Below are 21,457 nucleotides of genomic sequence, written 5' to 3' on the forward strand. Positions count from 1 at the left end.
GCCGGGGGGAGGGCGGGCCCTGAACAGGCTCGGGTCGCGGTTTCAGAGCCCCGCGCGCCGCCGTGCGCGCGGGGCGTCTGGCCTTGGCGGCACCGTCGGGCGGTCTCCGGGGCCCAGGGGCCCAGCGGCTCAGGCGTGCCCGGCGGCGTGCGGCAGAAGGAAAGGCGTATCCGTCGGCGGCGCCGTGTTGACCCGCAGCGGGCAATCATAGGCTAGGCTGAGATTTTGATCGGTCAGCACGGCCTGCGGCGCGCCATGGGCCTGCAATGCGCCGTCTTTCAGCAGGGCCACGGTATCGGCGAACATGGCCGTCAGGTTCAGGTCATGCATCACGGCGATCACCCCGCCGCCCCGCGCGGCGTAATCCGCCGCGATCTGCATGATGCCGAGCTGGTGCCCGATATCGAGGCTTGAGACCGGCTCATCGAGAAACAGCCAGCTCGGCACGCCGTCGCAGACCGGCTCCCAGACCTGACAGAGGACCCGGGCCAGTTGCACCCGTTGCTGCTCGCCGCCCGAGAGCTCCTGGTAATAGCGATCCTCATAGCCGCGCAGCCCGACCCGCTGCAGCGCCTGGGCCGGCAGGGTCCGCCGCGCTGCGTGACGTCCGGCCTCGAGCCCCATGGTGACCACCTCGATCACCGAGAAGGGGAAGGCGAGGGCGGCGGCTTGCGGCAGCACCCCGCGTCGGGCGGCCAGGGTCCAGGGCTTGGCGGCGGTGATGTCCGTGCCGTTCAGATGCACCTGGCCTTGCGCCTGGATCTCTCCAACCAATGCGCGCAGGAGCGTGGTCTTGCCCGATCCGTTTGGCCCGACAATGGCGGTAAGCGCACCCGCGCGCGCGGAGAAATCCACCCGCGAGAGGACCTCGCGCCGACCAAGACGCACGGTGATCTGGCGTGCGTCGAGGCTCATAGATCCACCACTCCGCGCGCCCGCAGCAGGATCCACAGGAAGACCGGCGCGCCCAGTACGGCGGTGACGATCCCGATCGGCAGTTCCGCAGGCGCGATGATCGTGCGGCTGATGCAATCGGCCAGCACCAGTAGGCTCGCCCCCAGGACCGCGGCATTGGGCAGAAGCGTCCGGTGATCCGGCCCGACCGCGATCCGCAGCAGATGCGGCACCACGATCCCCACGAAGCCGATCCCGCCCGAGACCGCCACCGCCGCCCCGGTGGCGCTGGCCACGATCAGGATCGCACCGGTCTTCAACCGCTCCAGCGCGACCCCCATATGGGCGGCTGCGGCCTCTCCCAGGGCCAGCCCGTTCAACCCCCGTGCCAGAAGCGGTGCCGACAGGAAGGCCAACGCGATGAGCGGCCCGGCCACCAGCACCTTGGTCCATGTCGCCCCCGCCAGCGAGCCCAGCCCCCAGAAGGTCAGGTCCCGCAGCTGACGGTCATCGGCGATATAGACCAGAATGCCCGACAGCGCCCCGGTCAGGGCCGCCAGCGCGATCCCGGCCAGCAGCATGGTCGCGACCGAGGTCCGCCCGCGCCGGGTTGACACCTTGTAAAGCAGGATCGTGCTGCCCCAGCCCCCGGCGAAGGCGGCGATCGGGACAAGGTAGTCCCCGGCCACATCCAACAGCGCCACAGGCAGCGCCGCACCCAGCACGATCGCGAGGATCGCGCCGAGGCCAGCCCCGGCGCTGACCCCCACAAGGCCCGGGTCCGCCAGCGGGTTGCGAAAGAGCCCCTGCATCACCGCCCCCGAAACCGCGAGAGCCGCCCCCACCAGCAACCCCAATGCGAGGCGGGGCAGGCGGATGTCGAACAGGATCACCTGTGCGCCCGCATCCAGCGTGCCCGTGCGGATCCAGTCGAACAGCGCCAGCCTCACCTGTGTGCCCGCAGCACCGATCCCCAGCGAAAAGAGTGACACGAGGATCAGGAATGCCCAGAGCCAGAGATGCAACCGCATGGCCCGCGCATGGCGGCTGCCACGGGAGGCCTGCACCGCCGGGCTCTGGGTCAGGTCAGCTGCCATAGAGCGCGCCGGAGAGGTCCCGCACCGCCTGTGCCGTGCGGGGCCCGAAACCCAGAAGGAACAGCCCGTCCATCCGCACCACCGCGCGGTTCTGCGCCGCCGGGGTGGCGGCGAAGGCGGGCAGGGCCAGCAGCGCATCGGTGGCCATGCCGTGATCTCCGCCGCGATCCATCATCAGGATCAGGTCGGGGGCCATGGCGGCCACGGCCTCGTCGGTCAGCGGCTTGTAGCCTTCGAACCCGGTATTCGCGTTCACGCCGCCAGCCAGCTCGATCATCGCCGCCGCCGCCGTGTCCGTCCCCGAGGCGAGTATCCGCCCGCCCTGGGTCGACAGCACGAAAAGCACGCGTTTCGGGGCCTCGCCGGAAAGCTGGGCGACCTGGGTGCGCGCAGCCGCAAGATCTGCGCCAACCCGTGCGGCCAGCGCCGCGCCGCGATCCGGCACACCGAGCGCCTCGGCGACCTGAGAAATCTTTGCGATGAGGCCGTCCGCGCTCGGCTCATCGCGCACCATGACAATCGGAACACGCGCGGAAGAAAGAACATCAAGCGCCTCCGCCGGGCCCGCCCCTTCATCGGCAATGATGAGATCGGGGGCGAGGCTGAGGACACCCTCCGGGGACAGGGCGCGCATGTAGCCCACATCGGGCAGGGTCTCTGCCTCGGGCGGGAAGGTCGAGGTCGTGTCCCGCCCCACGAGCCGGGCCTCCTCTTCGAGGGCGTAGACGATCTCGGTCAGGGCACCGCCAATCGTCAGCACCCGGTCCGAGGCCAGCACCGGACCGGCCAGCAGGAACACCAGAAGGGTCAGGCGAAACATCATGACACGGGCTCCTGTCCGGGCAGGCCATGGGCCAGTTCAGCGAAGGCGGCGCGGGTGTCGTTGCCGTCCTTGGGCACGCCGAAGATCTGAAGGATGAGCATGCCCTGGGCGTCAAAGGCCTCGACCGAGATCGCCGCGCCGCGTTGCGTGGGTTTCTCGACCTGCCAGACCTCGGCAATGCGGTCCCGCCGCAGATGCAGGTTGAACCCGGGATCGAGCACATTCTGCCAGGGACCCATGGGCTCCAGCCGGCGGATCGGGCCCGTATGGATCTCGATACACCCGCGATTGCCCACAAAGAGCATGATGTCGAACCCCGCGCTTTGAACGCCCTGCAGCAGGGTGTCGACCGCCTCGGGGGCGAGGGCGCGGACAAAGGGCGCTTCGGCGATGCGGTAGGCCCCGAGCCGGTTCATTTTGAGCTTGGCACAGAGCCGGAGGAACTGGTGCGTGTCCGTCAGCCGGGCCCATTCCTTGAGCAGGATGTCCCGCTTTTCGAGATTGATCTTTGCGGCCTCGGGCGGCTCGCGTTCGGCCAGTGTGACGCTGTCGGTCTGCTCGGGCAGGGCGCAGGCGGTCTTGAACGCCTCCCACCCGGTCAGATCCGCGTCCTGGGGCAGATAGGCCTTGTGAACGGCGTCCCCGGCGGCATCAAAGACCTGCAGGCTGTGACGCAGACCGCTGCGCACCTCCTCGGAGAGGGCAAAGGCGTGGCGCCAGTGACGTGGGAACATGCGCAGATCGATCCCCGCGTTCAGGGTCATCGTTGCATGCTCGCCGCCGTGATAGTCGGTGTATGCGCCGTTTTTCTCGATAACGCAGGCGTCGTTCCGGGTCAGCGCCATCATCGGTCCTAGCGCGCCAAGGGACGGGATCAGCGTGTTGGGATGGGCATGGAGCGCGGTGGCGCCATGCCCGACCTCTGCCGCGACGAGCGCCGCCTCCGAGATCCCCAGCGCATCGGCAATATCCCGGGCCCGCCCGGGACGCTGGGTGCGGGCTTCGCGGATTTCATGGGCATCAAGCATGGGGTCCCCCAAGGGTCAGTGGTGGCTGTGGGCGTTGGGCATGGTGGATCACGGCGTCGGCGCGAGCGTGCGATCCGCTGTGGCATTCACCAGCCGCAGCTGTGCGGCGAGAAAGGAATCCACCGGGTTCATTTCGCACAGCAGCATCGCGTAGGAGAACGCCACCGGACGGCGGTCGTCCCTTAGGGCGACGAAGCTGCGCATGAAAAGCCGCTCATGCTCTGACAGGATCTGCGAGCAGGTCACGCAATGGGGATTGTTGAACCGAAAGCAGGACTGCCGCGACAGTCGCATGGTTTGCACGCTGTCCAGCACAAGCGCGGCGACCCGCGCGCCCTCGGCCTCGCCGTAATGCACGCTGGGGCAATCAAAGCCGAGGATCCAGCTTTGCCCCTGAGGATAGGCGAAACTGTCAAAGAAGTAGCGTGCGGTTTGCAGGATGATCAGCTCGCGCGGGCCGAAATCCGTGTCATCGAGGCGGGTGGCCTGTGTTTCAAGCGCGCGGCTGCAGCAGTCGTCGCCGGCGGGTTTGCGTTTAGCCACCATGGGACACACTCCAGAAATCGCAGGTTTCCGGTGTCCAGAACGCGTCAAATCCCCATCTGGGGCGCGGTGTCTCGGAAAGGGTCAGTAGATACAGCAAGCAGGGCCTCCGCCGGTGCGATGCGCGCGGGGCACATCGGGTCTCGGTACGTGTTCGGACCGGGCTCAGGCAGGTGCTTGGCTGGGTTGCGCTAATCCTGACAGATTTAGTGGGTTAAGACAAGCGCCTTGGGCAGCGCCCGCATGGGGCGGCGTGTCTCGGCCGGGATAGGCTCTGCCGCCGGCCCCAAACGGGCGACGGCAGGGGGCCGGAGGCCGCGCTCATCCGGCCACAGGCGGGGCGCGGCGGGTGGCAAGCTCGGCGGCCACGGCCTTGATGGTGACCGATTTCAGCGGACCAAGGCGACAGCTCTCGCTGATCCCGGTATCGCGGCAGAACTGGTTCACTGCCCGGATCAGTGGCGCGTTGAGATAGGGGCTGGGCCGCCCGGTCCGGTAGCCGAGCGCGGTCAATTCCGCCTGCAGCACGCGGATATAGGCGTTCTTGTTCAGTTTCGAGGTCACGGTCAGCGCCCGGGCAAAGACCGGGTTCGGAGCCTCTTGCAAGAGAACTTCGGAGGCCAGCCAGAAGCGCGCCGGTTCGCGCTCGACCGCCAGGTAGAGCCCTTCCTCGATCCGGATCTTCGCGCGCATCCCGGGCGTCTCCAGCAGGGCGGCGCGGGTCCGCGCGGTCTCGGCACCGAGACCGCGCAACCGGTAATAGCGCAAGAGCCCCTCGGCCGCCTTCGCGTCCCCCTCTGCAGCGCGCGTCTCGAGCCGCGCGAGCACAGCCTCCGTCGCGCCGGGCTCTTGCGGCTGCTTCAAGAGACCCGCCAGCAGGAAGATCTGCGCATCCCGGCTGTCCTGCGCCGCCAATGCGCGCAGCGTGGCCAAGCCCCGCGCGGGATCCGACCGCGCCCCGAGCCGTTCCGTTGCGTGGGCCCAGCCCAGCACCGGTGCCGCGCTGTCCAATCCCTGGGCGATCGCCCGTTCCAGGCTGTCCTCCGCCAGAGCGAGGTCCCCGGTTTTCAGGGCCAGCTTGCCCAGTGAAACGAGGGATCGGTCATAGCCCGCCGCGATCGCCTGCGCATAAAGCGCCTGCGCCGCGCCGAGATCCAGTGGCACGCCATGCCCTTTCGTGTGGAAATAGGCGAGCCGATCCATGGCCCGCGGATAACCGGCCTCGGCCAAGGCGCGTATGGCGGTTGCGGCGGCATCCGGTGCGGTCTCGCGCAGGGCCATCGCCTCGGAATAGCTCGCCTTGTGGAGCTTGCGTGTCTCGGCATCGGTGTCGGCTAGGGCCCCCGCGCCAGACAGCGCCGCGCACAGGGTCAGGGTCAGAAACGGGGTCGTAAACAGCTTTTTCATCATCGGAACCTCATTGTTTGAGCCCAATCTATCGCCGCACGTGTCCCGAATGCGCCTAGCCATCGGGATAGGGGCGCGCGCATTCGCATAACCCCGCCCGGCCATCGCCCGTTCCGGCCATGGACATGCCCGGGCGGCACTGTTTAACTCGCCCAACCCCGATGCTGAGCCACCCAAGGAGCCAGAGCACCGTGACCACATCCCCCACCCACCGCGTTCAAAAGACCTGGGCCCAGGTCGCCCCTCTGTCCGAGGATGTGGCGCGTATCTTCTACGCGAACTTGTTTCGCGGCGATCCGACGACCAAGCCGCTCTTTGTCGGCAATCTGGAGCTTCAGGGGCGCAAGCTCGTGCAAACCCTTGGATTTGTGGTGGATCATCTGGAGGATCCCGACGCGTTGCTGCCCGCGGCGCGGGATCTTGCGATCCGCCATGTGGCTTATGGCGTAACCGCAGACCAATACGCCTCGGTCGGAGCGGCGCTGATCAAGTCGCTCAAACATGTGTTGGGTACCGAGTTCAGTCCCGAGGACGAAGCCGCCTGGGCCGAGATCTATGGCGGGTTGTCCGAGGCGATGGTTCAGGCCGCTTACCCGGCTTAAACTATACGTTGGTATAGGCCGCTATACCGAGTTGATGACCCGCCCGACAGCACCGCGCCGTAGGGTGCGCGGGTGTAGACAGGTTGGCGGATATGAAGATCAGAGTTCTTTCCATCACGGCTCAAGCCGGGGCCGAGGCAGTGCAAGAACTGCGCTCGGCCAGTTTCGTCGCGGTCCATGGCACATGCAGCCTGGATCCCCACGTCCTTGGACTGGTTGAATTGCAGGGCCAGGTGCATGGGGCGACCTCCTGTCTGGGGGCCATGAGCCATGCGGGCGTGACCGACGGGGTCGCGGTCTTTGCGATTGACGATCCGGACGGCGCCTATGGCACGGCCATGCTGCCGTTCGATCCCGACAGCTACAGCGCGGCCCGGGCGGCGACGATGCAGGCGCTGGCGGCTGCGGACCGGCTCGGCGAGAAGCCCGAGCTTGTCTGGGTTTCCAGCACCCCAGGCACGGAGGAGGCGATCCTTGCCGGGATCGAATCCGTGATCGGCACAGATGTTCCGATCATCGGCGGCAGTGCAGCGGACAACGATGTCAGCGGCCAGTGGTTCGTCTTCGACAAGTCCCGGCGCGAGGCGGCGGGCGTGGTCGTGACAGTCATGTTCCCCTCGCGCCCGGTCTCTTTTGCCTATCACAACGGCTACTCGCCCACCGAGAAATCCGGGACCGTCACCCGGATCGAGGGGCGCCGCGTGATCGAGATCGATCATCGCCCGGCCTTCGAGGTCTATCGCGCATGGTGTGAGGGCGCCGTCTCGCTGGACCCGGGCGATCCGGGGATGCAGTCGATCCTGTCGGACAGCACCCTCGCCCCGCTCGGGCGCAGGGTGGCCGAACTCGATGGTCTGCCCTCCTACCTGCTGGCCCATCCGGCGGCGGCCAACACCGCCGGCGCGCTGGAGCTCTTTGCAACGGTGGAAGAGGGCGAGGTTCTGACCTGCATGACCGGCACCCAGGCCGGGCTGATCGACCGGGCCGGCCGGGTGGCCGCCCTTGCGCGCGCCGCGGGCGGCATGGAGACATCGCCGATTGCCGGGGCCCTCATGGTCTATTGCGGGGGCTGCATGCTCTCGGTGCGTGATCGCCTTGAGGAGGTCGTGGCCGGTGTTGCAGGCTCGCTCGGTCCGGCGCCGTTCCTCGGGACCTTCACCTTTGGGGAGCAGGGCCAGATCATCGGGGCCGGAAACCGCCATGGAAACTTAATGATTTCCTGCATAGTGTTCGGATAGCCCAGCTTAAGGGACCCGATCATGGCCGAAGATGAGCGGCTGCGCGAGGCGCTGCTCGAATTGCAGCTCCTGCGCGAACGCGAGGCGAAATCTCTCAACGAGACGCGCAAGCTTCTCGAATGCCTTGAGGCCTATTCCAGTGCGCGCACGCCCGGTGACGCGCTGGGCAGCATCTTTGTTTCTCTGCGCAACAAGATCGGGGCCGACCTTGCCGTTCTGGGCGAGATCGATGGCGATGGCAGCTTCCTGATCTCGGCCAGCGACGAGGCTCGCATGATCGGCAAGCGGCTTGTGCCGCCCTTTGATCTGGCGGCCCGCGCGCGCGACATCATCGATCTGTCCGTGACCGGGGCCTGGGGCGGGGATCTCGACATCTCGGGCTATACGGGCTTTGAATGCGCGCCGCTCCATTCGGATGGGCGGCGCTATGCGCTCGCGGTGTTCAAGGCATCCCCGCCGGCCTTTGCCCGGGGCTCACTCAGCCTTGTGGAACGGCTCGCCGGGCTCGCCCTGCGCGCGCTCCAGGGCAGCAAGATCGCCACGGAAAACAAGCTTCTGGCGGCGGCGATCCAGGGCTCATCCTCGGGCTTTGCCATTGCGGATGCGACGCGACCCGAACGCCCGCTGATCTATGTGAACAGCGCCTTTGAAGAGATTTCCGGCTACACGGCGGAGGAGGTTCTGGGCGAGAACTGTCGCTTTCTCTCGGCCGAACCCGTCGACGGGGCGGAGCGTAGTCGGCTCCGCGCGGCGGTGCGGGACAATGCGCCGGGTCAGTTCCTGCTGCGCAATCGACGCAAGGATGGCAGTCTGTTCTGGAACGAGCTGACCCTCTTTCCGGTGGAAAACGAGGCGGGCAGGATCGTCAACCTCGTGGCGACCCAGAACGATGTGAGCGGGCGGGTCGAGGCGGCGGCTGAGCGCGACAAGACCCGGGCGCAGATGGCCCGTGCGCTGACCGCGACCGAGGATGCCTTCCTCGTGCTCGAACCCGGCCACGTGGTGGCGTTTTCCAATGACGCCACGCGGGATATCTTCTTTGCGCCCAATGTGGACTGGTCCGTTGGCTCGACCTTCGGGGAAAACTGGGCGGCCTATCTGATGGCCTCGGACGATCTGCCGGGGCGGGTCACGACCCTGCTGGCCGAGCCGGATCTGGAAGCGTTGTCACAATTGCCCAACGGGCGCGAGATCGATCTGCCCGACGGCCATACGGTGCTGATCCGTGCCTCGAGCTTTGCCGATGGCGGCATGGTGCTCTCGGCGACGGATGTGACCCCGATGAAATCTGCGCAGCGGCTGCTGTCCCAGCGATTGGCGGCGATCGAGGCCGCTCAGGACGGCATCGCTGTGACCGATGTGGCCGGGCGGCTGACCTTCCTGAACCGTGCGGCCTCCGAACTGTTGGGCTTCGCCTCGCCGACGGCGGCCTTGGGCAAGACCTGGTACACCCGCTATGACAGCCAGACCCAGTCCGCTAACCAGGAGCCCTTCGACATGACGCTGGAGCGTCAGGAGAAGGGCAAGACCCGCACCCATGAGGTCACCGGTACGGTGCTCGACAGCGGCGGGACGGTGATCGTGTTCCGCGACATCACGGACCGGCTGGAATACGAGACCCGCGAGGCGGATCTGAAACAGGGGTTGCAGCAGTTGCAGAGGCAGGAGGCCACCGCCCAGCTCACGGCAGGGATCGCCCATGATTTCAACAACCTGCTTTCGGCGATCAATGGCTCGGCCACGCTGATCGGGCTCGAAGAGCAGCTGACCGACAGCCTCAAGGCCCATGTGAACCGGATCTCGACCGCGGGGACGCAGGCGGCGAAACTGGTCAATCGCCTGCTCGATATCGGCGCCAATAACGACGCGCAGGGCACGTTCGATTTGCGCTCGGCCATCGCGGATATCCCCGCGCTGGTGGAGCCGAGCCTGCCCCAGGGTGTGTCGCTCTCCATGGCAGCGGGGGAGGGGAGCTACGCGCTCTCGGGTGATCCGGGCTCCTTGACCCAGGCGATCGTGAACCTTGTGCTGAATGCCCGCGATGCCATCGGGTCGGGCGATGGGCAGATCGCGCTCGAGGTGTCCTCCCTGTCCGGGCGTCGCATCGATGGCACCCATGTGGGGGAGCTTTTGCCCGCGCGACGCTATGTGCGGATCGACGTCTCCGATACCGGCAGCGGGATCGATCCCGGCCAGCTTGAAGCGGTGTTCGAGCCGTATTTCTCGACCAAGGGCCGCCACGGTACGGGGCTGGGCCTTGCCATGGTGTCGCTACAGGTGCAGGCGATTGGCGGTGCGGTCGGCATCCGATCAGTCAAGGGGACGGGGACAACCGTCTCGGTCTACTGGCCCATCGCCTCGCCGGAGGAGGCGGGGCAGGCGGGGCCAGCGGCCGCCGGGCACCATCTGGGCGGGCAGACCATCATCCTTGTGGATGATGACGAGGATGTGGCGACGGTCGCGGCCGCCTATCTTGAGGCGCAGGGCGCCGAGGTTGCCGTCTGCATCGATCCGCGCGATGCGGTGGAGGCAGTCGAGGATGCGCCCGAGGCGTGGTCTGCCGTGGTCACCGATTACGACATGCCTGAGATGAATGGCGGTGATCTGGCCGAGCGCGTGAAGCGCGCGAACCCGGATATCCCGGTGATCCTTGTGACCGCATTGGCTCGTCGCCTGTCCGATCCGCGTGTCACAAACGGTACGGTCGACATGGTTCTGGCCAAACCGACGGACCTTAACCATTTATCTTCTGTTCTTTCGGAATATCATGGAGACCCCAACTGAGGCTCCTGCCATGCGTGTATTGCTTGCTGACGACCATGATCTCGTTCTGGAAACGCTCGCGTCCTTCCTGAAGGCCGAGGGCGGGTTCGAGGTGGAAACCTGCGGATCGCTGGACGCTGCCTGCGAGAAGATCAGCAATGATATCGCCTATGATCTCGTGCTGCTGGACTACACCATGCCGGGGATGGATGGGCTCAACGGGTTGAAGAAAGCCATTGATGCGTCCTTCGGGCGGCCCGTGGCGATGATGTCCGGGACGGCCTCCAAGGTGATCGCACAGGATGCCATCGATGCGGGGGCGATCGGCTTTCTGCCCAAGACCATGGCGGCGAAATCCATGGTGAACGCGGTGAAATTCATGGCAATGGGGGAAACCTATGTCCCTCTCGATTTCCTCAATGCCGAGGAGGAAACCGCCGAGATCCCCCTGGCCAAGCAGCTCTCGGAGCGGGAGCATCAGGTGCTGGGCGGTTTGTGTCGCGGCCTGTCGAACAAGGAAATCGCACGGGAGCTGGATCTGCAGGAGGTGACGATCAAGCTCCATGTGAAGACCCTCTGCCGCAAGATTGACGCCAAGAACCGGACCCAGGCGGCGATGATCGCGAAGGAGGCGGGCCTCTTTTGAAGCCCGCCCCATAGGGTGTCAGAACAGGATGCCGTCGCAAATCTCGAGATAGAGCGCGTCGGCGGGCCCTCCGTCGCGGGCATCGAAGCTGATCGTGCAGCCGCCCAGATCCACCGAGACGCTGTTATCCTGCTCCTGGGCCACGAAGCTCGCGATCCAGAGATCCTCGGTCATGGCATCGGACAAAAGGTCCAGGGACCGCAGGTCCAGCCGATCGGATTCGCTGCCCGCATTGCGGAAATCGGTGATCTGATCCTGGCTGCCATCGAGGTCATCCGCGCGGAAGATGAACCGGTCACTGCCCGACCCGCCCGAGGCGATATCCGCCCCGGCCCCGAGATAGAGCCGGTCCGCTCCCGCGCCGCCATCGAGGATGTCATCCCCGACATAGCCCGACAGCTTGTCCTTGCCTTCGCCGCCGACCATCAGGTCATTGCCGGAGCCGCCCTTGATATAGTCCGCGCCGTCCCCGCCGAAGACCTCGTCATCGCCGGTGCCGCCATCGAGCTTGTCGTCCCCGGCATCGCCATGGAGGATATCGGCCCCCGAGCCGCCCTTGAGGTCGTCCGCGTCTGCGCCGCCCGAGAGGGTGTCATCCCCGCTGCCGCCGATCATGACGTCCTGTCCGAGCTCGCCATAGAGCGTATCGTGACCCGAGCCGCCATTCATGGTGTCGGCGCCATCGCCGCCCCAGAGCGTGTCCTGATCGCTGCCGCCGTTGAGGATGTCGTCGCCGGCATCGCCATAGAGCTCGTCGAACCCGGTGCCGCCATCCAGCGTGTCATTGCCAACCCCGCCATGGAGCTTGTCGTGACCCGCCGAGCCGCTGAGGTAGTCATCCCCTTCGCCGCCATAGAGCGTGTCGTCATCCTCGGGCAGGATGTTGCCATCGGCGTCGTAGCGCACCCCGTCCGCGTCATAGGTCGAAACCGTTGTCGAGGTGCTGTTCGGGCCTGCACCGCCATAGATCGCGTCGTTCTCGGCCCCACCGCTCAGGGTGTCGCCGCGACCCGCGCCGATGATCGTGTCCTCGCCATAGCCGCCATAGACCGTGTCTGCGTCGGCGCCGGAATGGATCTGATCGTCGTAAGTGGTCGCGTCATCCGGGGTCTCGACCACTTCGGGCGAGCGGATCAGGACCTGGGCGTATTGGTCCTTGTCGGCGAAGGGATCCATGGTGCGCGGATCCACCGCGCCGTCATTGGAACTGGCCTTGGGCGCATCCGAGACAAGCTCCAGCGTGACGACTCCGGTCTCGGTATCGGTGAGAACCTGATAGATCCCGCCCGAGGAGTTCGTGGTGCTGTCCATATCATGGTCGCCGCTATTGCCACCGGCATAGAGGTTGCCATCGCCATCGACCACGAAGGCCCCGAAGGTGATCGCGGGCACCCCGTCCAGCAGAACGCCGTCGATCACCGTGCCGCTTATCGGCGTGGTCGAGAAGATCGGCTCACCGCCGCTTTCAACCTGCGAGATGTCGATCTGGAACAGCTTTGCCGCGTCGCCGGCCACCTCGGGTTTGACGATGCCGTAGAAGGTGTTCGTGGCGGCATCGAAGCCCACATCCCAGACCTTGTCGGTGATCATGTCCTTGGGGAATTTGTAGGTCTCGGTGACCGGGTTGCCCTCCGCGTCGAGCTGGTCGAGATCGATCCGCGTGACGCGGTCCATGCTGGAGTGAAACGCCCAGAGATTGCCGTCATCATCGATATCGGCGGTCCAGCTGCGATAGGGGGTCTCGCCGATCCGGTAGGCCGCGCCCGAGGCGTCATACATCATCAGATCCGCTTCGGCGACCGCGTTGCCGAGCGCGTCCACGCCGGGCTTGACCGCGAGGCCGTAGATCAGGTTGTCCTGCTGGTTGAACCCGATCGCGTTGACCACGACGGTCGCCTCGGCTCCGGCGGGCGTGTAGGTTTCGGTCACCGGATCGAAGATATGCAGCTTGCCGTTGAGCACCTGATAGATGTGGGATTGACCCTCGGCGATGGATTTTACCGTGACGGTCTCGCCGCCAATCTCCTTGTCGGTCTCATAGTAGAAGACCGGCAGATCCGTCAGGATCTCGGGGCCGCTTGATGCGGTGGACTCGACGGATCGGAAGGTCAGCTCCCCCGGGCCGCCCGTGCCTTGAAAGGCCACCATCTGGTCCTGAAACACCGCGCTGTTGGTGTCGAACGTGCTGATGACCTCGCCATTCCACAGAACCTCGACCGCGCCGCTGAGCACGTTGGCCCCGTAATTCGCGGCCAGCTCGAAGCTGATCTCGTAGGTGGCCCCGGCGAGCGTGTCGACGGACTGGGTCATGCTGGAATGGCCATTGCCTTCGTCGCGCACGGTCCAGGCTCCGGTCTCGCCATATTGGGCAAAGCTGGTGGCGGTGTCGGCCCCCTCGAGCAGGTTCTGCCCGATGAAGTCGCCATAGATGACATCCTCGCCTCCGGCGCTTTCGATCACGTCATCGCCGGCCAGGGCCAGGATTTCGTCCGCTCCCGAGGTGCCCTGCAGGGTCTCGGTTTGACCGGTTCCCAGGATTTGGGTGCGGTCAGATGTGGTTGTATCTGGCATGATTATTCCTCTCTTGTTCAATCACAACTTCACCAGCCAATGCCTTGATAGGCTTCGGTTTTCGGGCACTCCTCGAAGAGGCGCACAACATCGATGATCGGGGTTTCGCACCGGGTCGCGGCATCATGGGCGATCTGGGCGTAATGGGGGTTGGACTGAGTCACGATCAGCGCATCCGCCTGTGCGGCCACATCCTCGGGGCACGCCACGAGGAAATCGCGCAGCTCCCCTGCGAGGGCGGCGAGGCCGGGGCTGCCATGTTTGACATAGCCGAGCTGGCTCTCGATGGCGGTGTCAGCGGTGATGGCCGGATCGTGCACGACGATCTCGATCCCTTCGTCGCGCAGGGCGGCAATCACCTCGAGGATCGGGCTTTCGCGCAGGTCATCGGTGCCCGGCTTGAAGGCCAGTCCGAGGATCCCGACGCGGCGCGCTCCGGTCTCGCGGGCCATGCGCACGGCGCTCTCAATCTGCTCGCGGTTGGAGGTGCCGAGATTTTCGATCATCGGCAGCGAGACCCCGGCGGCCTTGGCGATATGGGCCACGGCGCGGACCTCTTTGGGCAGGCAGGAGCCGCCATAGGCAAAGCCCGGCTTGAGGTAGTAGGGCGACAGGTTCAGCTTGGTGTCCTGGCAGAACACATCCATCACCGCGTGGCTGTCCACGCCCTGGGATTTGGCCAGCCGGCCGACCTCATTGGCGAAGCAGACCTTGGTCGCGTGCCAGACATTGTCCACGTATTTGACCATCTCGGCGGTTTCGATCGAGGTCAGGATCGGCTGCTCATCCACCGGCGCATAGATCTCGCGCAGCATCTCCGCCGTCCGCGCACAGGTGGCGCCGATCACGGTCTTGGGCGGGGCATAGAAATCCGCAACCGCCACGCCCTCGCGCAGGAACTCGGGGTTGAAGGCCACGCCGAAATCCTCGCCGAGCCGCTTGCCCGACACCTCTTCGAGGATCGGTGTCATCACCTTCATGGTGGTGCCCGGCGGGATTGAGCAGCGCATGACGAAGACGTGGAAGTCGGATTTCCGTGCGAGCCCGGCGGCCATGGTCCGGGCGGCGGCCTCGATGAAGCGGTAGTCGCAGCCACCATCCGGGGCGGTCGGCGTGCCGACGGAGACGAAGGTCACATCGGTGCCGAACACCGCCTCGGCCAGATCCGCAGTCGCCGAGACGAGCCCGTTTTGAACCCCTTCCTCCAGCAGCTTGCCCAGATCCTTTTCGTGGATCGGCGAGCGGCCCGCGGCGATGTCGGCGACCTTGGCCGCATCGATATCCACGCCCACCACCTTGTGGCCCAGGCTGGACAGGCAGGCGGTCGAGACCGCGCCCACATAGCCCAGTCCGACGACGGAGATGGCCAGTTTGGCGGTGACGGGGAGGGCGGCCTCGAACCCGGCGCGGGCGAAGTCGAAAGATGCGATGTCCAGCATGGTGAAAACCCTTTCACGTAAACTCTTGTTACCGTTGATGAGATTTTAACGTGCTGAATTCGCGAAGTATTTTAACTGAAAGACTAGATTTTTCCGCAAAAGCATCGCCGCCCTGTTCTTTCGGATAGGAGGGGCGCGCGGATGGGATTGGCGCATAAAAAAAGGCCCGCGCCACCGGCAATCCGGTAACGCGGGCCAAGCCTGATGTCCGTGAGTGGGGTCAGGCGACTTGTTGCTCGGGGGCGCGTGCGTAGACGTCCTCGTAGCGAATGATATCGTCCTCGCCGAGATAGGCGCCGGACTGGACCTCGATCAGGTTGAGCGGGACCTTGCCGCGGTTCTCGAGCCGGTGAACGGCGCCGAGCGGGATGTAGACCGACTGGTTCTCGCTCACGAGGGAGACGTCGGTATCCACGGTCACATGGGCGCTGCCCTCGACCACGACCCAATGCTCGGCTCGGTGGAAATGGCTCTGCAGGCTGAGCGCGGCGCCCGGCTTGACCATGATCCGCTTGACCTGGAAGCGTTCGCCCAGCGACAGCGTCTCGTAATAGCCCCAGGGGCGGTGGCACCGGCGGAAGCCCTCGGCCTGCGGCGCGGCCTGGATCTTGAGCTCGGCCACGACCTCCTTGACGCGCTCGCTGTCGTCGAGATTGGCCACGAGGATCGCGTCATCGGTGGCGATGGCGGCGATGTTTTCGAGCCCGAGACCCACGAGTTTGGTATCCGTCGCGTTGGATTTCAGCAGGGTGTTCTTGCAATCGATCTGCAGGGCGTCGCCCTCGACCGTGTTGCCCGCCGCGTCCTGATCCGACGCGCCATGCACCGACCGCCAGGAGCCGAGATCGGTCCAGCCGCAAGACACCGGGATGACCTGCAGGGCTTCGGCGGCTTCCATGATCGCGTAGTCGATCGAGATGTCCTCGCAGCGATCGTAGGCCTGCTCGCCGAGGCGGAAGAAGCACAGATCGTCCTTGCCCGCCGCCAGTGCCGCGCGGACCGGCATGACGAGGCGCGGGGCCAGCACTTCGAAGGCCTCGATGATGGTGCGGACCTTGAACATGAAGATCCCGGCATTCCACATGTGGCGGCCATCCTTGAGCAGCTGCTGCGCCAAGGCCTTCTTGGGCTTCTCGACGAAGGATTTCAGTTCCTGCGGCTTGCCCAGTTCCGGCGCGCCGGTCAGTTCCAGATAGCCATAGCCGGTCTCGGGCGCGGTGGGCTTGATCCCGAAGGTCACGAGATGACCTTCCTGGGCTGCTGCCTCGCCGGCGGCCACGGCCTCGAGAAAGGCCTCGGTGTGGGCGATCTTGTGATCGGAGGGCGACACCAGCAGGACCGCATCCGGGGTCGCCTCGTGGCGCAGGGCGGCGGCGAGGATCGCGGGGGCGGTGTTGCGGCCCGCAGGCTCGAGCAGGATCGACGCGCCCTCGATGCCCGCATCATCCAGCTGTTCAGCGGTGATGAAGCGGAAATCGTTGCCGGTGATGATGGTCGGGGCGGCAAAGGACGCCCCCTGCAGACGGGTCACGGTGTCCTGGAACAGGCTGCGCGCACCCACAAGCTCTGTGAATTGCTTGGGGTAGCTTTTGCGCGACGCGGGCCAAAGACGGGTACCGGAGCCACCAGCGAGGATAACGGGGATGATCATTACGAAAACTCCTTTGCTTGATCTCTTGGAGAGACCATGCCGGTCCGGAGCGACAAAATCGTCTGTCCGAGAGGATCGAACCCGCGCCCTTTCGAGACCGGCGCTATCCTTTGGGATAGGCCGGGTCTCGGGGCGGGGGGGACGGGCACGGGCGCGCTCAAAACCAGCTCGGGGCGGGCAGGGCGCCGATATAGATCGCAAGCCCCGAGACAAAGGCCGCCACGGCGATCACCAGCTGGGCTTTGGCGGTCCAGTTCTGCATCCGCGCCATCAGCCCGCCGCCGCCGCCCGCGCTCTGGTTGCCGCGATTGGACCATTTCTGCTTGGACAGGTGGAAGATCATGAAGATCTTCACCGAGGCGTTGATCACCTGATTGAAATACAGGATGAACGGCCAGCTCAGATCCACGGTCCGGCTGTAGCGGAACAGGAACAGGCACAGCACCACCCGGCTGAAGATCACCCAGATGAGCGCGCTCACCAGATACATCGGGTCGACAAAGGCCGCGAGGATTGCCAGCGTCGGGCTGACCATCATGGTCCACATGGCGATGCGCTGATCCACGATGCACCACCAGATAAACGGCTTCACCCGACGCGGCCCGAGCGCGATGGCGCGCGTCCCGTTGCGCAGCATGTTGCCGGACCAGCGGCGGAAGTTCTGGATCATCCGCTCCAGCCCGTTCTCCTTGATCACCTCGATCGTGTAGACGGTGGCGTCGGGCACATAGGTCATCTTCGAGCCGCAGGTCAGCATGTGATACCAGGTCGACTTGTCGTCCCCGGACAGGAAGCGGAACCGCCCCCAGAGCCAGTGGTCCAGATGGTCCGCCTCGATCGTGCGGATGAACCGCTCGCTCAGCATATGCTGGGCGCGAAAGACGCTCATCCGGCCGGTCAGGGTCAGCACCTTGTCGGACATGGCATGGCTCTGCATGGCGAGGCGGCGCTGGGCAAAGCGCATGTCGAGCCAGTTGGCGATCCATTTCGGGCCATAGCAGATCACCTCTTCATCGGTGGTCAGGGCCTGCAGCTCGGGATCCGCGCCGAACATCGACAGGGTCTTCTCCATGACGTCCTGCCCATAGAGCGCATCGCCATCCATGAAGATCACCAGGTCGTCGGGATCCACCCCGTTGCGATTGATCGCCCGCAGGATCAGGCCAATGGCCATGCGCTTGCCCGGTTGGTTCTGGCGGATGAAGACGAGCTCGGCGAGGTCATCGGGGATGTCCTGCGCGTGGGTTTCGACAAAGGACCGGATGATCAGCTCGTCATAGGCCGAACCTGTGCCGATATAGAGCGTCGTGGGGATCCCCTCGCGCTTGATCTGACCGAGGATCGAGCCGATGACCCGCTTGGTGATCGCCGGTTCCTCGTAATAGGTCGTCATCTGGATATGCAGCCGCCGGGGCCGCCAGCCCGATTGCCAGACCGCATCGGCCTTGGCGCGCATGCGCGGCCATTTCACCCGGCGGTAGATCTCGGCGCGCACCGCATGGGTGAACCACCAGCCGAACCGCCAGCATCCAAGCGTGCCGAGCACGAGCGTCACATGGAGAACATCGGGCTGAAAGAACCGGTTCTGCGTGCTGACCACCAAATAGACCAACCCGGTCATCCCCACAGCAAAGGCAAAGAGCTGACCAAAGGACCATTTGGCGAGACCCCGTTTGGCCGGGCGTTGATAGCCACGCAGCCGTTGGGTCAGATCCTTGTCAAAGGCGTATTCGCTTTCAGGGGCGTACATCGATCAGCTCCTTCAGCGCGGCAAGCCAGGCCGGGTTGCGCGCGAGGCGCAGCTCCATGGGCGCGTCCGGGCGCAAAAGCTCCGGCGCATCCCGCATCACCCAATCCGCAGGCAGGACCGACACCCGCAGCCCGAAGCTGCCGGCGCGGTCGGGATTGGCCATCGCGACCACATCCTCGACGACGCCGCGGATCTGGCGGGTTTCGCCACCGCTGATCGCGGTCAGGTTGGCGACCATGCCGGGATAGACCGCCGCGGCCATGCCCTCATCCAGCCAGCCGATCACCCGGCGCGGGCCGGCCTCTTCCAGCGTCAGGGCCACGTCGCCCCGGGCGAGAAACTGATCCTCGAAGGCGGGGATCTCGGCGATGATGCCATCGGCAAGGGCCACGATATCCGCAGCCCCGCCCACATCCTTTTCGGCGCTCAGTTCGCGCTTGAGCTGGGCAATGTCGTCCTTCTGGGCGCGCAGCATATCCTGCAGGTATTCGCGCCGCGCATGAAAGTCGTCGGCCCGTTGCGAGATTTCGGCGTCGAACAGGGCCAGCGCCTGCTGGGCGCGGCGCATGTCCTGCAGCGTGTGATCCCCGAGGAAATCCCCCACGCGCCGGGCCGCGATGGCCTGAGCCAGAGCCGCCTCGAACGGGCGGCGCGCATCGGCCAGACCTTCCATATGCAGCGCGAGCGCCTTGCGGCTTTGGCGGGCATCGGCCTCGGCCCGGCGCAGATCCGTGCGGATCTCGGTCAGGGTGCCGCCATGGCCCGGGCTCGACAGCACCACGAGGGTCTGACCCTGGCGCACGGCCTCGCCCGGAGCCACGCGGATCTCGTCCACATAAGCCCCGGTGGGGGCGCGATGTTCGACCAGCTCGGCCACGACCCGGGCTTGGCCCACGGGGATCGAGCTGAGCCGTGTCCAGATCTGCTGACCCAGCAGGCCAAAGACCACCACCCCGATCAGGCAATAGACCAGAAGGTTCCAGACCACCCGCAGGCTGCGCGGGGTCTTGCCCTGGGTTGCGACGGTCTTTTCCTCTTCGGTCTCTTCCATGGGGACGAGATCGACCGGGGTGTCGAGGCTGGTGATCACCTCTTCAGTGCTTGCCATCCGACCCGACAGGATCGAGCGATAGAAGACCGCGAGGGTTTCGCGCTGGCGCCCGGTCAGCCCGTCAAAGAGCAGCTCGCGCCCCTCTGCCCCCGGCTTGAATTGCACGGGAAAGCGGATATCCACCCCCTGGAAGGGGATCGACAGGATACCCTTGCTGGGCAGCACATCGCTGTCGCCGGGGAATTGCAGCCCGCTCAGAGACCACTCGGCCACGCCCACGACATCGCCCGTGGCCAGCTCGAGCCCGAGCGGCGCGCGGACCTGAAAGGACAGGTCGGACATGGGTCTTTCGTGGCGGATCTTCACGGAACTGGGCCTCGGAAACTGGAAAACTGAGGGCTGTCTACCCTTTCGACCCGCGCAGATGGCGGGTGCGGAGGGATAGCGGAGGTCTCGAAAGTATAGTCCCGATGCATCGGTATAGAGCGGCGCGAAAAGGCTTCTCAGGGCGCGGATCTACCGTTTATCCCAAGGTCAGTTTCATAAGGAGTGTGAGCCGATGAGTACCCTGACCTGTTTCAAAGCCTATGATGTCCGCGGCCGTGTGGGCGACAATCTGGATGCCGATATTGCCTACCGGATCGGGCGCGCGCTGGCGCAGACCCTCTCGGCGCGCTCGGTGGTGGTGGGCCGCGATATCCGCGAAAGCTCGCCGGTGCTGCTGGCGGCGCTGGTCGAGGGGCTGCGCGATGCGGGGGCGGATGTGCTCGACATCGCGCTGTGCGGCACGGAGGAGGTGTATTTCGCCACCGACCATTTCGGCGCCGATGCCGGGGTGATGGTGACCGCGTCGCACAACCCGATCGACTATAACGGGGTCAAGATGGTCGGGGCGGGCGCGCGCCCCCTCAGTGATACGACCTTCCGCGAGATCGAGCGCGTTGCGGCAACGGCGGCCTTCGCGCCGAAGGCGAGCACACGGGGCGGGCACAGCCCGGTCTCGGCCCGCGCGGCCTATGTGGAACGGGTCTGTGCCTTTGTGGATCCGGCGGCCATCGGGCCGCTGCATCTGGTGGCCAACCCGGGCAATGGCTGTGCCGGGCCGACCTTCGATGCGATCATCGCGCATCTCCGCGCGCGGGGGGCGCAGATCCGCGTCACCCGCCTGCACCATGCGCCGGATGCCCACTTTCCCAACGGCATTCCCAACCCGCTCCTGCCCGAGAACCAGCCGGTCACGGCAGAGGCGGTGACCGCCCATGGCGCGGATCTGGGCGTGGCCTGGGACGGGGATTTCGACCGGTGCTTCTTCTTTGACGAGGCGGGCGGGTTCATCCCCGGCGAATTCGTTGTCGGTCTGCTGGCCGAGGCGGTGCTGGAAAGCGCCCCGGCGGGCAAGATCGTCTATGACCCCCGCGTCGTGTGGAACACACGGCGCATCGTGCGCGATTGCGGCGGCGAGGCGATCATGTCCCGGACCGGCCATGTGCTGGTCAAGGACAAGATGCGGGCCGAGGGCGCGCTCTATGGCGGCGAGATGTCGGCCCATCACTACTTCCGCGACTTCATGTATTGCGACAGCGGCATGATCCCCTGGCTTTTGATGCTGGAGCGTCTGTCGCGCGCCAAGACCTGCTTTTCGAGCCTCGTGGCCGAGATGCGTCAGCGTCACCCCTCCTCGGGCGAGATCAACTTCCGCGTCGAGAGCACCGACGAGGTGACCGCCTGCCTGCGGGCCCGCTATGAGGGCCGCGCCGAAACGGTCGATCGGCTCGACGGGATCAGCATGGAATTCGACAGCTGGCGGTTCAATCTGCGGGCATCGAATACCGAGCCGCTCTTGCGTCTGAATGTCGAGACACTGGATTGTCCCGACCTGCTGCAGGCGCGCGTCCACGAGCTGAGCGAGGCGATCCGCGCCGCCGCCTGACCGGGTCCACATTTCTGAACAGCG

At 65.7% G+C, this 21,457-nt stretch carries 16 protein-coding genes; 5 read left to right on the forward strand and 11 right to left on the reverse strand.

What is annotated here, in order from left to right; genetic code table 11:
* Nucleotides 1–129: 129 nt before the first annotated feature.
* From ACP15I_RS01050 to ACP15I_RS01075, 6 genes are all read right to left on the reverse strand, one after another.
* Nucleotides 130–915 carry a heme ABC transporter ATP-binding protein gene (locus ACP15I_RS01050; protein ID WP_424973529.1) on the reverse strand — a complete coding sequence of 262 codons (786 nt, stop codon included), beginning with the start codon at nt 913–915 and terminating at the stop codon, nt 130–132.
* Nucleotides 912–1,991 carry a FecCD family ABC transporter permease gene (locus ACP15I_RS01055; RefSeq protein ID WP_424973531.1) on the reverse strand — a complete coding sequence of 360 codons (1,080 nt, stop codon included), beginning with the start codon at nt 1,989–1,991 and terminating at the stop codon, nt 912–914. The genes ACP15I_RS01050 and ACP15I_RS01055 overlap by 4 nt, the downstream gene beginning before the upstream one ends.
* On the reverse strand, nt 1,981–2,814 hold the full coding sequence (locus ACP15I_RS01060; RefSeq protein WP_424973532.1) for a heme/hemin ABC transporter substrate-binding protein: 834 nt from the start codon (nt 2,812–2,814) through the stop codon (nt 1,981–1,983). Before ACP15I_RS01060 ends, ACP15I_RS01055 begins: the two co-directional genes overlap by 11 nt.
* A complete protein-coding gene (locus tag ACP15I_RS01065; RefSeq protein WP_424973533.1) occupies nt 2,811–3,842 on the reverse strand; it encodes a hemin-degrading factor in 1,032 nt (343 codons plus the stop codon). Before ACP15I_RS01065 ends, ACP15I_RS01060 begins: the two co-directional genes overlap by 4 nt.
* Before the next feature lie 48 nt (nt 3,843–3,890).
* Nucleotides 3,891–4,388 (reverse strand): hypothetical protein, encoded by a 498-nt coding sequence (locus ACP15I_RS01070; protein ID WP_424973534.1) that lies wholly within the window; start codon nt 4,386–4,388, stop codon nt 3,891–3,893.
* 318 nt (nt 4,389–4,706) lie between these two features.
* Nucleotides 4,707–5,792, reverse strand: a complete 1,086-nt coding sequence (locus ACP15I_RS01075) for a tetratricopeptide repeat protein (RefSeq protein WP_424973535.1) — start codon at nt 5,790–5,792, stop codon at nt 4,707–4,709.
* A gap of 191 nt (nt 5,793–5,983) precedes the next feature.
* On the opposite strand from ACP15I_RS01075, the gene ACP15I_RS01080 reads away from it, so the two are divergent.
* The 4 genes from ACP15I_RS01080 (at nt 5,984) to ACP15I_RS01095 (ending at nt 11,041) form a co-directional block, all read left to right on the forward strand.
* The gene (locus ACP15I_RS01080; RefSeq protein WP_424964811.1) at nt 5,984–6,394 is read left to right on the forward strand and encodes a globin domain-containing protein; all 411 of its coding nucleotides are present in this window, start codon (nt 5,984–5,986) and stop codon (nt 6,392–6,394) included.
* Between the two features lie 92 nt (nt 6,395–6,486).
* Nucleotides 6,487–7,632, forward strand: coding sequence for an FIST signal transduction protein (locus tag ACP15I_RS01085; protein WP_424973536.1), 1,146 nt, complete (start codon nt 6,487–6,489; stop codon nt 7,630–7,632).
* 21 nt (nt 7,633–7,653) lie between these two features.
* Nucleotides 7,654–10,416 carry a PAS domain S-box protein gene (locus tag ACP15I_RS01090; RefSeq protein WP_424973537.1) on the forward strand — a complete coding sequence of 921 codons (2,763 nt, stop codon included), beginning with the start codon at nt 7,654–7,656 and terminating at the stop codon, nt 10,414–10,416.
* 10 nt (nt 10,417–10,426) lie between these two features.
* Nucleotides 10,427–11,041 (forward strand): response regulator, encoded by a 615-nt coding sequence (locus ACP15I_RS01095; protein ID WP_424964808.1) that lies wholly within the window; start codon nt 10,427–10,429, stop codon nt 11,039–11,041.
* An 18-nt stretch (nt 11,042–11,059) separates the two neighbouring features.
* Here ACP15I_RS01095 and ACP15I_RS01100 read toward each other — a convergent pair whose 3' ends face one another.
* The 5 genes from ACP15I_RS01100 to ACP15I_RS01120 form a co-directional block, all read right to left on the reverse strand.
* The gene (locus ACP15I_RS01100; protein ID WP_424973538.1) at nt 11,060–13,612 is read right to left on the reverse strand and encodes a calcium-binding protein; all 2,553 of its coding nucleotides are present in this window, start codon (nt 13,610–13,612) and stop codon (nt 11,060–11,062) included.
* A 29-nt stretch (nt 13,613–13,641) separates the two neighbouring features.
* Nucleotides 13,642–15,051, reverse strand: coding sequence for a nucleotide sugar dehydrogenase (locus tag ACP15I_RS01105; protein WP_424973539.1), 1,410 nt, complete (start codon nt 15,049–15,051; stop codon nt 13,642–13,644).
* A gap of 220 nt (nt 15,052–15,271) precedes the next feature.
* Complete coding sequence (locus tag ACP15I_RS01110; protein WP_424973540.1) at nt 15,272–16,702, reverse strand: mannose-1-phosphate guanylyltransferase/mannose-6-phosphate isomerase; 1,431 nt, start codon at nt 16,700–16,702, stop codon at nt 15,272–15,274.
* 157 nt (nt 16,703–16,859) lie between these two features.
* Entirely contained in the window at nt 16,860–18,452 is a 1,593-nt protein-coding gene (locus ACP15I_RS01115; protein WP_424973541.1) for a glycosyltransferase, read from the reverse strand.
* Nucleotides 18,439–19,845 (reverse strand): HlyD family secretion protein, encoded by a 1,407-nt coding sequence (locus ACP15I_RS01120; protein ID WP_424973542.1) that lies wholly within the window; start codon nt 19,843–19,845, stop codon nt 18,439–18,441. Before ACP15I_RS01120 ends, ACP15I_RS01115 begins: the two co-directional genes overlap by 14 nt.
* Before the next feature lie 217 nt (nt 19,846–20,062).
* Here ACP15I_RS01120 and ACP15I_RS01125 point away from each other — a divergent pair, with 217 nt between their 5' ends.
* The gene (locus ACP15I_RS01125; RefSeq protein WP_424973543.1) at nt 20,063–21,433 is read left to right on the forward strand and encodes a phosphomannomutase; all 1,371 of its coding nucleotides are present in this window, start codon (nt 20,063–20,065) and stop codon (nt 21,431–21,433) included.
* The last annotated feature ends 24 nt before the right edge of the window (nt 21,434–21,457 follow it).

The organism is Dinoroseobacter sp. S124A, assembly GCF_049801015.1.
Taxonomy (GTDB): domain Bacteria; phylum Pseudomonadota; class Alphaproteobacteria; order Rhodobacterales; family Rhodobacteraceae; genus Dinoroseobacter.

What these genes read in the sequence shown, in the direction of transcription:
- ACP15I_RS01050 (WP_424973529.1), bottom strand. Translation starts at nt 915, where the DNA reads ATGAGCCTCGACGCACGCCAGATCACCGTGCGTCTTGGTCGGCGCGAG.
- ACP15I_RS01055 (WP_424973531.1), bottom strand. Translation starts at nt 1,991, where the DNA reads ATGGCAGCTGACCTGACCCAGAGCCCGGCGGTGCAGGCCTCCCGTGGC.
- ACP15I_RS01060 (WP_424973532.1), bottom strand. Translation starts at nt 2,814, where the DNA reads ATGATGTTTCGCCTGACCCTTCTGGTGTTCCTGCTGGCCGGTCCGGTG.
- ACP15I_RS01065 (WP_424973533.1), bottom strand. Translation starts at nt 3,842, where the DNA reads ATGCTTGATGCCCATGAAATCCGCGAAGCCCGCACCCAGCGTCCCGGG.
- ACP15I_RS01070 (WP_424973534.1), bottom strand. Translation starts at nt 4,388, where the DNA reads ATGGTGGCTAAACGCAAACCCGCCGGCGACGACTGCTGCAGCCGCGCG.
- ACP15I_RS01075 (WP_424973535.1), bottom strand. Translation starts at nt 5,792, where the DNA reads ATGAAAAAGCTGTTTACGACCCCGTTTCTGACCCTGACCCTGTGCGCG.
- ACP15I_RS01085 (WP_424973536.1), top strand. Translation starts at nt 6,487, where the DNA reads ATGAAGATCAGAGTTCTTTCCATCACGGCTCAAGCCGGGGCCGAGGCA.
- ACP15I_RS01090 (WP_424973537.1), top strand. Translation starts at nt 7,654, where the DNA reads ATGGCCGAAGATGAGCGGCTGCGCGAGGCGCTGCTCGAATTGCAGCTC.
- ACP15I_RS01095 (WP_424964808.1), top strand. Translation starts at nt 10,427, where the DNA reads ATGCGTGTATTGCTTGCTGACGACCATGATCTCGTTCTGGAAACGCTC.
- ACP15I_RS01100 (WP_424973538.1), bottom strand. Translation starts at nt 13,612, where the DNA reads ATGCCAGATACAACCACATCTGACCGCACCCAAATCCTGGGAACCGGT.
- ACP15I_RS01105 (WP_424973539.1), bottom strand. Translation starts at nt 15,051, where the DNA reads ATGCTGGACATCGCATCTTTCGACTTCGCCCGCGCCGGGTTCGAGGCC.
- ACP15I_RS01110 (WP_424973540.1), bottom strand. Translation starts at nt 16,702, where the DNA reads ATGATCATCCCCGTTATCCTCGCTGGTGGCTCCGGTACCCGTCTTTGG.
- ACP15I_RS01115 (WP_424973541.1), bottom strand. Translation starts at nt 18,452, where the DNA reads ATGTACGCCCCTGAAAGCGAATACGCCTTTGACAAGGATCTGACCCAA.
- ACP15I_RS01120 (WP_424973542.1), bottom strand. Translation starts at nt 19,845, where the DNA reads ATGTCCGACCTGTCCTTTCAGGTCCGCGCGCCGCTCGGGCTCGAGCTG.
- ACP15I_RS01125 (WP_424973543.1), top strand. Translation starts at nt 20,063, where the DNA reads ATGAGTACCCTGACCTGTTTCAAAGCCTATGATGTCCGCGGCCGTGTG.